Annotated in this window: 9 protein-coding genes and 1 pseudogene; 7 read left to right on the forward strand and 3 right to left on the reverse strand. The window is 53.8% G+C overall.

Translation table 11 applies throughout. From position 1 onward, the window contains the following. Positions 1-472 precede the first annotated feature (472 nt). From BUA93_RS16735 to BUA93_RS02755, 3 genes are read left to right on the forward strand one after another with little or no spacing between them, the layout of a single operon-like run. Positions 473-6,613, forward strand: coding sequence for a hypothetical protein (locus BUA93_RS16735; protein ID WP_371359294.1), 6,141 nt, complete (start codon positions 473-475; stop codon positions 6,611-6,613). Between the two features lie 36 nt (positions 6,614-6,649). After that, positions 6,650-7,654 carry an AAA family ATPase gene (locus tag BUA93_RS02750; protein ID WP_072977185.1) on the forward strand — a complete coding sequence of 335 codons (1,005 nt, stop codon included), beginning with the start codon at positions 6,650-6,652 and terminating at the stop codon, positions 7,652-7,654. After that, the gene (locus tag BUA93_RS02755; RefSeq protein ID WP_139257696.1) at positions 7,651-8,169 is read left to right on the forward strand and encodes a hypothetical protein; all 519 of its coding nucleotides are present in this window, start codon (positions 7,651-7,653) and stop codon (positions 8,167-8,169) included. Before BUA93_RS02750 ends, BUA93_RS02755 begins: the two co-directional genes overlap by 4 nt. A 2-nt stretch (positions 8,170-8,171) precedes the next feature. Here the strand turns inward: BUA93_RS02755 and BUA93_RS02760 are convergent, their stop codons facing one another. From BUA93_RS02760 to BUA93_RS02770, 3 genes are read right to left on the reverse strand one after another with little or no spacing between them, the layout of a single operon-like run. Continuing rightward, entirely contained in the window at positions 8,172-9,668 is a 1,497-nt protein-coding gene (locus BUA93_RS02760) for a TolC family protein (RefSeq protein ID WP_072977189.1), read from the reverse strand. After that, a complete protein-coding gene (locus tag BUA93_RS02765; protein ID WP_072977190.1) occupies positions 9,665-10,462 on the reverse strand; it encodes an efflux RND transporter periplasmic adaptor subunit in 798 nt (265 codons plus the stop codon). Before BUA93_RS02765 ends, BUA93_RS02760 begins: the two co-directional genes overlap by 4 nt. After that, the gene (locus BUA93_RS02770; RefSeq protein ID WP_072977192.1) at positions 10,462-11,952 is read right to left on the reverse strand and encodes a peptidase associated/transthyretin-like domain-containing protein; all 1,491 of its coding nucleotides are present in this window, start codon (positions 11,950-11,952) and stop codon (positions 10,462-10,464) included. The genes BUA93_RS02765 and BUA93_RS02770 overlap by 1 nt, the downstream gene beginning before the upstream one ends. Before the next feature lie 97 nt (positions 11,953-12,049). On the opposite strand from BUA93_RS02770, the gene BUA93_RS02775 reads away from it, so the two are divergent. The 4 genes and pseudogenes from BUA93_RS02775 to BUA93_RS15825 form a co-directional block, all read left to right on the forward strand. Further along, a complete protein-coding gene (locus BUA93_RS02775) occupies positions 12,050-12,385 on the forward strand; it encodes a DUF3467 domain-containing protein (RefSeq protein ID WP_072977193.1) in 336 nt (111 codons plus the stop codon). 77 nt (positions 12,386-12,462) lie between these two features. Continuing rightward, positions 12,463-13,485 (forward strand): AAA family ATPase, encoded by a 1,023-nt coding sequence (locus BUA93_RS02780; RefSeq protein ID WP_072977195.1) that lies wholly within the window; start codon positions 12,463-12,465, stop codon positions 13,483-13,485. Positions 13,486-13,491: 6 nt separating this feature from the next. Continuing rightward, positions 13,492-13,917 carry a hypothetical protein gene (locus tag BUA93_RS02785; protein WP_139257698.1) on the forward strand — a complete coding sequence of 142 codons (426 nt, stop codon included), beginning with the start codon at positions 13,492-13,494 and terminating at the stop codon, positions 13,915-13,917. Between the two features lie 17 nt (positions 13,918-13,934). Then, positions 13,935-14,320, forward strand: a pseudogene (locus BUA93_RS15825) (hypothetical protein); the annotation flags it as partial.

Consider the following 14,320-nt stretch of genomic DNA (forward strand, 5'->3'; position numbering starts at 1 on the left):
TACCCCTGTAGAAGTCTTTGTAAAGGCTCTTCAAGATGATTTAATCGAAGAAGGCGTTCGTAAGGCTATCGCAATTTCGAGTACATGGAACAATGGTTCCGCCAAGAATGTCTTGACGAAATCCGTGACTTCCGTGGGACTTGTATTTGCTGGAGAAAACAGAGACGGCGATGTTGTCGCGGGAAGACCGCTAGTCCGTACCGAAGAATTCATTATTGGTGCAAGCAACGAGTTCAAGGTGAATTCCATCTATGTGCCACAGCCCGATTCAAATGAAGCTGCTGCAAACCAGGTCCTTTCTTTCTATGTGGACGGAGTAAAGCAAAATTGGTCAACTAGTGATTATAATTTATCCGGCAATGTAGTAACGATCAACCCGAATCTTTTACAAGCTGAAAAAACACTTACAATATGTGTGCGTTCAAATGTTCTCCGTGTTGACGATTCCAAGGTGTACCTTGCTTACGAGGACATGGATATAGATTCGATTACAATCGGCAAAAAAACTGTTTGTGAATATACAGAAGGTTGTGATAGATACTATGAACTCAATGGTAATGTAATTACCTTCTACAACGGCATTACAAGACAACCGATGACAGTTCATGATGCAGTGATTGTGAATGCGAGTTTGCCGAATAGCTACGATTGGGAAAACTTTGAACAAACAACCCCGAATGCGTCTAGTTTGTCGAGCGACTTGCTGACTATTTCTGTGCACAATTCTGTATTGTCCGAATCTGGAAGGAGTGATTTTACAAGCACTTCGTACAATGTTGAATACAAAGGCCAGTTGTCTGATGGTCAAACCGTATATGTAAAAATTACTCCGACCCAGCTGTTGGCAAATTCGGAAGCCGTTACGGAAAGCAAGCGTCTGGTCGTTTCATGTTCCGGCTTTAGTTCCCAGGCTGATGGCTCCATTATTGTAAGTTTCGATAGTGAGAATAAGAGTCGTTCCATTACCGTAACTGCAGTTCCCGATAACGCTTTGGACGATTATGGTGTCACCAAAGTGGGTGCAAAAGAAGAAAAAATCAATGACATTGATGGTGCCGTATACGCTTATGGTTACGGCAAGAGCATGATGCTTGATACCGGCAACCCGGCCATGCTTAATTACAAGCATGTTGTTGAGGGGCAAAGCGGCATGCAGCAGGCCTCGAACTTTAATGAACTGAACAATTTTGACGAAGGTAAGTTGTTCAGTCTCCAGGTTGTCGATGGCGTTGCAAAGATAGACTTCTCTTCGTTATCCGAAGAACAGGCCGCTGTCTTGAATAGTGTCATTGAGACAGAATGGAATGAAAACTTGTCTGATTCGCAGATATTGTCCTTGTTCTACCACAAGACTTTCAAGTGGGTCAACCAGACAACAAAGAATGTCGGAACAACTAAGGAGCCCGTTAATCAAATTGAGTCCGTGGTTGCAGACAAGTGGTTTAGAATTGAGAATGCTTCTTACGATTCAAGTTCGCATATATTAACCCTTGTCTTGAACGAGCCTGTTGTTTTGCCTACGGGGGGTGTTAACTTTGCCCTGATTTCGGGCAATAGGGATTCTCTGTTTGTTGACGAGATGGCGTCTGTGGACCGCTTGTTTGTAAATAACCAGCAAGATAGTGTTGATGCCCGTGCATCGCTTACTGGGTTTGTGAATAACAATAGGAATGAAGCCGAAAAGAATGTCGATGCCTATGACTCGCATGCTGTTCGCTTTACCCATACGGAACTTGAAGCGTTCCCCGAAAAGCAACTTGCCGAAAATGATGATCCTCTGATGATGCAGAGCGGCATCACTGCGGCGCAGATGGAATATGCCGAATACAATCTGGGTAAGGGCAAGGATACTGTTGATATCAAAAAGACGCTCTACCGAGAAGATGCTTACAGGACATACACGGTAGTGAATACGGGTAATGTTGCAGAAGATTCGACTGCCGGGTTTGGGGTTCATCTTGGTGATGCGGGGATTGCCGCTGAAAATGCCGCTAACGGTGCTTCGTTCAATGATGGCGTTTACCATTACGGCTTGACGCCTATTGCAAACAATGGTGTTAATGTTGTTCGCGGAGAATCTGACACCGAAGTTTACTATGTCGAAGCGATAATCAAGAAACAAGATGTTCCCCCTGCTGAAGCCGATAATTTTGTTACCCAGCGTCGCGAGGTAAAGGGCTCGTTCTCGAACCAGTATGGTTTCGATATCGAATATGATTTTATCCTTGCCGAAGGTGAATATATAGACGGTTTCCGTTTCTATCAGGCGGAGTTCGATGACGATATCAAGGTGAATAGCTACCAGGCGGACCATACAGGAAGCTTGATTTGTTCCGGGACAATTTCTTCACAGCCGCCTGAGCTGAACCAGGGTGTTGTTACATACAGCTATATAATAGATTCGGATGATTCGAGTTTGTTCGTGTTTCGGAAGGATGCGTTTGATTCGCACAAGGCTACAGCCGACAACATCCACAAGGATGCACCGAACGGCTACGAGTTCACCATGTTCGTGGATGCCACGCTGAGCGACGGCAGCGTTCAGCGCCGTGCCGTTTCTGAACTGACCCGTGGTTCGTTCTCGATTTCACGGGACTTTACCTTGACAGCGGGAATTTCGATTGTATCGCTCAAGTTCGCCTATGGCTACGAGGGCGATGGCCAGCTGGTCATCAACGCGCAGTCGGGCCACGACAGGATTGACGCTTCGAGTACGAATGTGACCCGCAACGATATGGTCGCATTTGGCGGCCTCGGTGACGACTACATTACCATGAACAAGGGCGGTATAGCTTTCGGCGATCGTGGTCAGGTCCTTTATGATAATGGGCAGGTGAACGGTGTAGATGTTGGTGATACGGTGCTCGGCTCTACGGTTAACAACATTGATGCCGAAAATCCCGCGTTCATTGACGACTATACTACTGGAATCGGCAAGACTCCGGGACGCACGGCCGACGAGAAGGGAAACCCCGTACACCGTCTGCAGACGGACGGCGTGAACCGCGATGCCTACAGGATTCAGTCGGTAGATGCCGAAAATGGTGGCACCGACATGATTAAGGTCGGTGGCACGAATAGTGTCGTTGTCGGCGGTGCTGAGAATGATGTAATAGTTATCGGTGGCGACAAGAACGTTGCCCTGGGTGACAATGGCCGCGTGAAATACAATAACGCCGGAAATGACGAAGCCGTTTATGGCGACAAGCTTGGCCTCGGCATGCATATTGTCGAAACGACCAACGACAGTATTGGCGGGGTAGATAACATCGTTATTGCGGGCGACAAGAATGTTGCCATGGGTGGTGCCGAGGGTGATTCTATCCGCATCACGGGGGCAGACAATGTGGCTATCGGCGACGGCGGCCGCTATACAATCGAGGAAACTCGTCTGTATGCCGAAAGCAAGAGCGAACAGCATGGTGGTCAGGACTTTATCAGCACGGGTGACGGCAAGAATGCCGTCATCGGTGGAACCGACGATGACGTAATCCGCACGGGTGCGGGTAACGACGCCATTGTTGGCGATGGTGGCAAGGTCATTATGGACACCGACCGCAATGCGCTGATGGTCTCCAACGAGGGTTACAATGTTGGAACCGATCTGGGAACGGCCGGTGCCGATGACATTGACGCTGGCAATGGCGACAATGTGGTGTTCGGCGGCCTTGATGGTGACGATATCCGTACCGGGACAGGAAAAGATGTCGTATTCGGCGATAACGGCTTTGCGACCTTCAGGGGCAACGCCGCTGAAGCGGAAGAACAGGTAACTGATACGCAGAGCATTCCCGAGACCCGCACCGAGGCGACGCTCTCGTTCAACTTCATGGGAGCCTCGCAGACGGGGCTTTCTTCGGAGGATGTCGCGGGTGCGGCAGATTTCGCGAAGGCGAACTGGAACAATGTGGGTGGCAGCCTTGCCGGGACCTACGGCAACGACGACCGCGAGATTGTGCGCTTTGACGACAACACCCGCGCAAGCGCCGTGAGCGTGAGCTACGGCGGCATCGAGAGCCACCGCAATACGAGCACCGACAACCGCATCAACCTGCAGGCCTACAGCCATAACCTCTCGAACGCCTCTACCGATGCCGATGCGGCGCTCATGAACAGCGGCTACATGACTACCGCCCCGGGCAACCAGTGCGACAACAGGCTGGAAGTCGCCGTGGATGGCCTTGCGCAGTACTTTACCGACTATCACGTGGCCGTTTACCTTGACATGCCCGACGCGAACTCCTGGGCGGGTCAGAGCATCCGCAAGGTGAGCCTGTATGTGGGTGACTCGACAGTTGCCCTGCAGAGTTTCTACGTGAACGACTGCGCCGGTTCCAACTTCAACGGCACCTACAAGCGTTCCGAATACACCAGCGCCGAGGCAATTTTGGCAGACCTCGCGCACAATGCGGCGGTTCTCTCTGGTGAGCTGACTGGCGATGATGCCGTGCTGATAGACACCACGGGCAACTACGTGGTGTTCGAAGTTCCAGCGGGTGTTGCCGCCGACAACTTCCGCGTGATTATCGAGGACGGCTACACGCTCGACAACATCAACGGCAAGGACATTCCGGGCATAGCCGCCATCCAGGTGAAGGGAACCCTCCACGCGCAGGATGTGGCCGCCTCTACCGACATTGCTCATGGCGGAGCCGACACGGTTTACACTTCCGGTGGCGACGACATCGTGGTGGGCGGCACGGGTGGCGACACCTTGACGACCTACGGCGACGAACGCTACGGCATTTACGACAACGATGTTGTGTTCGGCGACAATGCCAAGATGGTGTTCACCGACCGCGACAGCTCCGAGGCCACGGCCTCCACGCTCTCGCTTGCCGAGTCGCTTGATTCACGCACGGTGGCGGGCGACTACAACGACCATATTTACACGGGCGATGGCAACGATGTCGTCGTGGGCGGCCAGGGGGCCGACCACATCGAATCCGGCGCGACCGCCGCAGCCGAAGCGATGCTCGACGGAATCCAGGTTGCTTCGTTCAACTTTACCCGCGAGAACGCGACCGCAAGCGAGATGGTTGGGGAGACGGCGGGTGTTGTCGCGGATAACGACTGGACGAACCTCTACATAAAGAACAACGGCCTGCATGTCGTTGGCGAGAACTACACCAACGACCCCGTGACGCACGACGGCATTGGCATTTCGCTGGTTGCCTACGATACCGCCGTGGGCAACGGGACGCAGAATTCGAGCCTGATGCCGAAGGATGACGCCCAGCTTGACGGCGACACCTCGAATTCCAAGCTGTTCAACGCCTACTATGCGGCCCAACAGCAGCAGGAAATCAAGCTCACGCTTACGAACCTTGATTCCTTCGCGGACGGTGCACCATGCGATGTGTATGTGTACCTCGGCGGCGACCAGCAGAACACGGACACCTATAACTATCTGTTCGATATCTGGGGTCACCAGTCTAGCGGCAATACGCCTGACCAGCACTACTATCTGAACGACTGGACGGGTAGCCATTTCGACGGCGACTACCGCCTTGTGGAATGCGCGACCGCCCCGACTGCCGATGAACTGCTTTCGCAGGTTGCGCCCGACATGCGCCTGGTTGGCAACTACGTGGTGTTCCGCGGCGTAAGCTCCTCGACTTTCGAGGTGCGAATCCGCAACCTGTTCACCGACACGAACCAGTGGCCGCTGAACCTGCCCGTGATTACTGCCGTGCAGGTGGTGGCGGGCGAGAACCGCGAAGAGGATATCGCCGTGGGCGGCGACCACGACAAGGACCTGGTCTTTGGTGACGACGCCCGCGTGACATTCGATATCGACGCTCCGTTCGCCCGCAACGAGAACCTGGCCGACTACGCGAACCGAGCCATCGAGGCCGAGAGTATGCATTTCGACGGCGCAGCCGTGGAAATTCCGCTTGACGAAAACGACGAACCTGTCGAGATGGGCGACACCATCTTGACGGGCAAGGACCGCGACGTGATTGTCGGCGGCGACTTCGGCGATACGATTACCATGGGCGACGGCGACGATGTGGCCCTTGGCGACAACGCCTCGATAATCCTCGAACACAACAACCCCGTGGGCGTGTTCGCGCCGAGCGTGGAAATCATGCTGGAACAGCACACGGTGACGACATCGACGCCCGAGGTTTTCCTGGGCAACAACGATGCCGACGCCGGGGATATCCAAGACAAGTTCGAGAACGGGGGAGTGCCGGGTGTCACCCCGGAAACATCTGCGAATGGGGATACCGATTTTTACGCGGATGTCACGAACAAGGATTGGGTCCTGCAGCAGGAGGCGACCCCTGGCAAGATTTCACGCATTGTGGACGTTTCCAGTGCGCAGGTGATTACCTTTGCCGAGGGCGAGACTATGTTGCTTGTTAGCGACACCTGGCCTGGCAACCAGTGGTGGCATCCGAATATCGTGATGGTGGCCAACGGTCAGGGCCATAGCGTCCCCGCCCTTGCATGGGAATGGGATGTGAACGGCTCCACCATGACGGCTACCACGCAGTCGGGTTACTACATCACCGTGGATATACCCGACACCCCGAACGGAGACAACCGCTACGAAATCCGCGTGACCGCACTCACCGCAGGCACCGCCGTGATTTCTATCGGGTAGTTTTTACTAGCTTTGGCATTGAAATAAAGGACCAAGATGATAAAGGAATTTCAAGTTCAAAATTTTGGCTGTATCGACTCGATCAGGGTTGAAAACCTGAAAGGTATCAACTTGATTGTCGGCCCGAATTCTTGCGGAAAATCGACTTTGCTCAAGGCCCTGTATGCGGCCAAACGTTCTGCCGAACTTTTTCAGCGTGGAAAGAACGATGAAAGTTATCAGAGGTTGCTGCACAAGAAACTTCGGTGGACTTTTCAGGTGGATTCGCTCCAGTCGCTGATAAAGAGAAATGCTTCGCTGTCGGCCAATGTGCAGTTCAAGGCGGATAAGGCCGAGGTGAATTTCAGCATTGATAAACAAAAAGGTTTGATTTGCTCGCCTTTATACAATGCGGTAAAGCCGACATCGGTCAATTCTGTTTTTCTCCCAGCCAGGGAAATTCTTTCTCTCCAAAAGCTCGTCATCAAGACCCATAGCCTGGATATGGAATTTGGCTTTGACGAAACCTATTACGATTTGGCGATGGTGCTGAACTCGCCGACGACAAAGGGCAAGAATCTGCGGGGTTTTGTCAATAGCCGGAAACTCTTGAAGGACATTACTGGTGGAGTGGTCAGCTTTGACGCCAAGGAAAACCGCTGGTTCCTTAAGAAGGATGGGCATACTTTCCCCATAGAACTTGCATCCGACGGTATCAAGAAAATCGGTATGCTTGATACCCTGCTTGGGAACAGGTTCTTGACAAAGTCCTCCGTTGTTTTTATTGACGAACTTGAATCGTCCCTGCATCCTACGGCAATCTCCAAGTTGCTGGATATTGTCTATGAACTTTCTGCATGCGGGGTGCAGTTCATTATTTCTTCGCATTCCTATTTTGTCGTAAAAAAACTATACCTGCTTGCCCAGAAAAATCGTCAGTCAATTCCTATTATTTCCCTTGATGGGGGCTATAGGGTAGATGATTTGCTGGATGGCATCCCGGAAGACAACCAGATTATAGCCGAATCGATTCGCCTTTACGAAGAAGAGATTGACCTGTGAGCACGGTAACTTTTGAAGAATCGGGAATGCAGTTTGGTCCCTTCGAAAATAAGGATGTCTTTGCTGCAGAAAAATTTTCCCAAAAGAAGCACCTTGTTAGTAAAAGTGTTGAATTCGTCTTGTTTCGCGGAAAAAAGGCCATCTTTTTAGAAGCTAAGAGTTCCATTCCGCAAAGCAGTGACGACATTAATAACGATTTTCTTCCTTCTATAGCGGAAAAACTTTCCGACACATTGCACCTTGTTGCTAGTGACTATATGAAAATTCTTTCTGAAAGGGATTCATTGCTAGATCCGTTAAAAGGAAGAAATTGGGAACAGCTTTCGATTAACTACTATGTGGTTCTTAAGGGAATGCCCAAAGATCAGTTGCCTGCTTTACACGACATGTTTAACGCTTATCCCTTGTTGAATAAATTGAAAAAGATTTGGAGCCCGAATAAATCGGGTTGGGTTAAGGTGATAAACGATGTGAAGGCCCGCGACATGGGGCTTATCGCTAGCGGGAATGACTAGCCCTATTCTGCGGTCAGGTCTTCGCGCAGCACGAGTTTTTCGTTTTTCCAGGTTTCCAGGCCGTTCTGCAGTAGCAGTTTGCCTGTGGCCCGCATCAGCCGGACATCGATGATTCGGAGTGTTCGCATGTTTTCGAGCTGGCGGCGTTCCGCTTCGCGCAGGTCCTCTTCCATCTCGAAAATTTCGCGGTAGTTGCTCTTGCCCATGGCGAGTTTCTTGAATTCCTCTTCGAGTTCCTTCTGGTGGTATTCCACCGCAATCTGCCCGTAGCGCCACTGTTCGCGGATTTCTTGCGCCCTGTTCTGCAGAATCCGGTATTCCTCGAAGATTTGCGCCTGCAACAGCATGAGCCTTGTGCGGGCTGCCCTTACGCTGTATTTCTGGGCCGATATGCGGTGTCTTTCGGCAACGCCGCCGAACAGCGGGATATTTATCTCTATGCCGCCCGCAAGCACGGTCTGGCGCTTGCCCTCGGTCTTGAAATTCCTCACGGCCTCGCGGGCCTTGTCGTTACGGCTGCGGATTCCGTAGTTGCCGATAAGGTCCACGGTGGGGAGCCAGTCTGCCCGCCTTGCCGAAAGTTCCGATTCGCGGAGCATGACCTCGGCCCCTTGCGATAGGTAGCCCGGATGCATGAGCGACATGGAATCCAGGAAGGTGAGCGAATCCAGCCTTGCCGCCGAATCGGGGGCGAGGTCCGGGTGCATGGCGATGGGGCGGGGGTCGTGGATGTATTCGCCGGACGACAGCGTGAGCAACAGCGTAAGCCTTGCCCCGCGCAGCTTGTCGAGTGCGTCGAGCCTTGCCGACTCGCGGTCGGAATACTCCGCCACGGCCTTGCTATAGTCAAGGGGCGAAAGCAGCCCCTGCTTGAGCCGCTTGCCCGCATCTTCCACGATGTCCTTTGCCACGCGGGCCGACTCGGTGGCCGAGGCCAGGAACCGGTCGGCGTAGTAGTAGTTCCAGTAGGCGTCGCAGAACTTTTCCAGGACATCGTTCAGGGCGTCGCGGTATTTCTGGTAGGCGAGTTCCCTGCGGAGCCTTGCCTGTTCCTGCTCGTTCGTGGCCGAGAAGAACAGCGGGCCGTCCTTCAGCAGGTGCTGGCGCAGTTCACCGCCGAAGTAGAGTTCCGAGGTGTAGTCGCTGTGCGTGTAGGTGGCCTGGTTGAACCCCACATTGTATTCGGTGCCTGTGGGGAGCGCCCCCTGTACGCCAATCTTGTATTCTTCCTTTGTCTCCGTAAACAGTGCGCCGGGCCGTTCGGCGGTCTCCTTGAACGCGCGACCCACGAGCCTTGGCTCGAACTTGCCGTAGGCCCCCGTGGCCGCCTCGGATTCCGAGAGCCACGCGAACTTCGCTTCCGTCACATCGGCGTTGTTGGTGAGCACAGCCTGCAGGGCCGTCCCGAAATCCAGGTACAGCGAGTCGACCTTTTCTTCGGCGGCAAGGGCGGCAACTACAGCCAGGGTGGCGATAATGTTTACGGCGCGGAAACTCATTTAAGCAGGATTTTCCCCGTGACACCCGGCTCGACGGCCAGGTCCGAGTTGTCGAATATGACCTTCACGGTGCGCAGCATGCTGGACTTGTCCACCACGGGCGACACGAACTCGATTTTGCCCTTCTTGCGGCGAACCTGCTTGCGCCCGTCGAGCGAGAGGCTTACCTGTTGGCCGGGTTTTAGCTTGCCCGACCTGTTCGCCACCACGTAGGCGACCATGCGGCAGGTGCGCACATCCGCGATTTCGATGACGGGTTCCAGACCCTCGACGCTTTCGCCCTTGTTCTTGGATATGGAAACGATTTCGCCGTCGAAGGGGGCGGTGAGAACGCGCTTTTCGAGTTCGGCCCGGGCGACATCGTGTTCGAGCTTCGCGCGTTCCCTTTCGGTCTGCGCCGACGAGAGTTCGGCAGCCGCCACGTCGTGGTTCATCTGCTTTTCCCAGACCTGTTCCGCGCTTACGGAGTTGCTGTTCTCGAAAAGGTTGCGGGTCGCGTCCAGGTCCTTCTTGTAGGCCTGGAGCTTCGCCCTGGCCGAGAGTACAGCCGAGGAGTCGTTTGCCGTGATACCCGTGATGCGGACGCGCAGCCGTTCCTCGCGGTTCACGAGGTTCATGAGCGTGTCACCCTTGCGCACGAACGCGCCTTCCTTGACCCAGATGCTGTCAATCTTCCCGGACACGGTGAACCCGACGCGGGCCTGGTTGATGGGTTCCGTGACACCGTCGAACCCCTGCTGCGCAAGTGCAGATGCCGCGAGGGCGAGTGCTGTAAATAGGGCCTTGCCGAGCATCAGTCTGCCGCCGTGCTAGAAGAACTGGAAGACGGGCTGGATTCAACCGATGAACTGGATCCTGCCGACGAACTCGAAGTTTCGGAAGAGCTGGAAGCCTCGGACGAACTGGACTCGGGTGCCTTGGAAAGCTCGGTGAGCACCGTCAGCCCCTGCAAGTAGAGCCCGTTCTTCGCGTGGGCGGTGATGTTCATGCCCACGGTGTCGCCCGCCGCAAGGGAGTCGTCGAACGTCTCGAACATCTTGACGAACAGCGTGTCGGCCTTGATCCAGGCGTCGGCATTGGGGGACTCGTTGTCGGCATAGATGGACTTCTTGACCTTTGCAGCCTTGCTCCATTGGACCGTGGCGAGCGAGTCGGAGAACTTGACCCAGAGCGTGTCGTTTACCGAGAAAGTCGCCTTGTAGCGGCTGCTTGCCGCCCAGGCGTTGCTCGTGACGGCATAAAGTCCGCGGTTCGTAGTAAAGGCCGCGTCGCCCGAAAGATCTACGGTCAGCCTTTCGCCCTTCTTGGTGTAGCCCACGATGCTCACGGAGTAGGACTTTTCTGCCGCGAGGGGTGCCGTGTGTCGCAGGTACAGCGTGTCGCCCTTGATTTCGGGCATGAGGACCGTCGCGGAATCGCCCGCGAGGCTCACGGAAATGTTCTCCTTGCTGAGCACCTCGCTGAACACGTAGTAGGGCGTAATGAGCGGCGAGAGGTTCTTGTAGCCCATGCGGTTCTTGTCCATTACGTTTGAAGATACGATGACGGGGGCGCTCTCCTTGAGGGTGTCGCGGACAAGGAAGATTCTGCCCATGTCGTGCACGGCGTCGGAACGCAGGCGGGGGAGCGCCGTGTTCGAAAAGCGGTAGGTCTTGCCCTTGTAGGTGAAGGGTTCTGCCGAGAGCGTGAGGCCGGAATCGGCGGGGAGCTTTTCGAAGGAGAACCTGCCGAGCGAATCCGTCGCGGCGGAGAATGTTTCGGGGGCGATGTTCACGAAGGCCGTGTCCTGGTGCGCGAGGCGCAGCTTTACCTTGGGGGCGGGAGACTTTACGCCCGTGGCCTCTTCTTGCACATAGAGTTCGCCTGCGATACCCGCATTCAGCGGCGAAAGCCGCACGACGCGCGACCCGCTCGCCACCACGCCTTCCATGTAGCTCGATTCGCCCGTGGATGCCACCGTGATAATCTTGGGGGCGTAGTAAAGCGTGTCCTTCTTGTCAACCGTGTAGTGGCTGAAGGTGAAGGTGTGCTGGCCGTAGGGTAGGCCGTCTATGAAGAACGCCCCCGACTCGTCGGTATAGGCGGTCTTCTGCTTGCCGGAACCGTCCATGTAGTCTATGGAGGCCCCTTCGAGGCCAAGCCCGTTTGCGCCGCTTACGACACTGCCCGAGAAGGTCCACTTGGAGTATTCGTCGTCCTCGGAATCGGACACGGAACAGCCCGAAACGAGAGCCGCCACGGCAAGCGCCGCAGCAAAGGATGTATAGATTTTAACCAGGTTCATAAAACCCCTTGATATGCCCTCGGAAATCTAGTAAAAGGCCCTCCATTTTACTAAATATCCATAAAAACATTAACCTTAAAAACAAAGGAATTGCAAAATGGCAGAAAACAAGCAGCCGCAAATCGAATGGAACGACAAGGACATGCGCACCACCTACGTGAACGCGACCAACGTGGTGGCCGGACGCGAAGAGGTGATGATGATTCTCGGCGTGAATCGCGCATGGCAGATGAACCAGGAAAAGGTCGATGTCGCCATCTCCGACCGAATCGTGATGAACCCCTACACGGCAAAGCGCCTCGCCATTATGCTCAGCGCCACCGTGCGCGCCTACGAGAAAAAGTATGGCCCGCTCGATATTGGCGTGAATACCGCCCCGGCAGCCCCTGCCGCTCCCGCGGCCGCCAAGGCGACCGGTAAGTCGGCCAAGTAACGCCCGCTCCAACCGCCCCCCAAGGTCCGACCTCTTTGGGGGAGGGGGAGGAGCAAATTTCTTAAAGAAGCAGAGTCATGAGAGTAAAACGACTAAGGATTGAAAACTTTAGAGGAATCCGGAATCTCGACCTTTCGTTCGGGGATTCTGGAATAGTCGTTTTTGTGGGTGGCAACGGTGCGGGCAGGACGACCGTGCTTGTCGCGATGCAGTATTTGTTCTCGTGGTATGTGGCCCGCCTGAAAAGCCCGAATGGCAAGGGAGTCCAGCTGGACGAATGCGACATCACCAATGGCCAGCCCTATTGCTTCATAGAAATTGAGGCCGAAGAACACGACAAGACTGTTCGCTGGTCGCTATTCAAGAAGCGAGCTTCTTACAGGAAACCCGTTGACAGGCTGGCCCGCAGGGCCGAACTGAACCGCTTCGTTGACTCCAAGATGGAAGTCTTTGCGGACGGCAAGGAACACAACTTGCCCCTGGTTAATTTCTACTCCGTCAACAGGGGTGTCGATGCCGTGCCCTTGCAAGTGCGCCAAAAGTTCCAACATGGCCCCCTGGATGCCTTTGACTGCAATCTGAACAACTCTGTCAACTTCCATTCGTTTTTCCAGTGGTTTCGAGAACGCGAGGATATGGAAAACGAACTCTACCGTGAACTGGGCGAGATGTTCATTGGTGAATTGCAGCTTGTTACCGTCCGTTCTGCAATCAGGAACCTTTTGCCGGGTTACGACAAGCTCCGCGTAAAGCGCGACCCGCTTTCGTTCGTTGTCGTGAGGAATGGCAAAACCATCAACTTTAGTCGGTTGCCGGATTGCAAAAAGGCTTATATCGCGCTGGTGGGCGACATTGCCCGCAGGATTGCAATGGCCAACCCGCAAAGCGCCTATCCGCTCGAAATGCCGGCCATTGTGATAATTGATGAAATCGAGTTGCACTTGCTCCCCAAATGGCAGGTGGGTTTGGTGGAACGACTCAAGGAAACATTCCCGCAAGTGCAGTTCTTTTTGACGACGCAATCGAAGCATATCGTGACCAGTCTTAAAAAATCGAAAGGTGATACCCTTGTTGCCCTGGATAGGGAAGTAGAAGGATAGATTCAAGTGCCCACGGACAAGGAAAATCAGTTTATAATCGAGTCGCTGGAACGGCGACAGATGATGGATGGCGCACCGGGCGACATCGTGCTACCGGGTGGCATTGAACAACCCGAAGCCGTTATCGAGGCCCCGGCGGTGATTGGCGAGATAGAACAGTCCGTCAATGTGACCCCGAACGACGCCGACTTCTTGACCAGGGCGAGCATCAAGCAGCTTGCCAACACGGAGTTTGTCCGCAACCCCGAGACGGGGCTGTATGTGGCAGAAGATTCCGGCGAACTAGTCAAGTCCGTAAACAAGGACTTGATAATAAACCCACAGAAAAATTTTGAAATACAACAGTCTGCACCGCTGAGCGCTGCGGATATTCAAGCCCTGCTCTCCATAGACCCGGACAACATGGGCGGCAAGGGCAACACGAAAGTTTAATAACAGGAGAATGGATAATGAAAACGATAAAGAAACTCGGCTTGGTGAGCGCTGTAGCTTTTGCAATGCTTGCGTTCTCGGCTTGCGATGACTCTTCGTCGGCGGGTGGCGACGATAATGAAACATCTGCTGTTGAGTCGTCTTCAAGCGTAAAGGACTCTGATTCCACCGAAGAGTCATCCTCTTCGATTGACAGGAAGTCTTCGGGTAACGAAACCAAAGACAAATCATCGAGTAGTGAGAATAAGTCTAGCAGTTCCGCAAAAGAAACAAAAGTCTCTTCTGATTCCAAGAGTTCAAGTTCCGTGAAGTCAGGAGATTCTTCTAGCAGCAAGAAGGATGTATCTAGTTCGTCGGTCAATTCTTCGTCAAGTGTCAAGTCTAGCAGCAGTTCTTCCGTGAA

Source organism: Fibrobacter sp. UWH4 (assembly GCF_900142475.1).
GTDB lineage: Bacteria > Fibrobacterota > Fibrobacteria > Fibrobacterales > Fibrobacteraceae > Fibrobacter.

Coding starts and splice junctions, on each gene's coding strand:
- BUA93_RS02765 (WP_072977190.1), bottom strand. CDS start 10,462: ATGCTCGGCAAGGCCCTATTTACAGCACTCGCCCTCGCGGCATCTGCA.
- BUA93_RS02775 (WP_072977193.1), top strand. CDS start 12,050: ATGGCAGAAAACAAGCAGCCGCAAATCGAATGGAACGACAAGGACATG.
- BUA93_RS02770 (WP_072977192.1), bottom strand. CDS start 11,952: ATGAACCTGGTTAAAATCTATACATCCTTTGCTGCGGCGCTTGCCGTG.
- BUA93_RS02760 (WP_072977189.1), bottom strand. CDS start 9,668: ATGAGTTTCCGCGCCGTAAACATTATCGCCACCCTGGCTGTAGTTGCC.
- BUA93_RS02750 (WP_072977185.1), top strand. CDS start 6,650: ATGATAAAGGAATTTCAAGTTCAAAATTTTGGCTGTATCGACTCGATC.
- BUA93_RS02780 (WP_072977195.1), top strand. CDS start 12,463: ATGAGAGTAAAACGACTAAGGATTGAAAACTTTAGAGGAATCCGGAAT.
- BUA93_RS16735 (WP_371359294.1), top strand. CDS start 473: ATGGATATAGATTCGATTACAATCGGCAAAAAAACTGTTTGTGAATAT.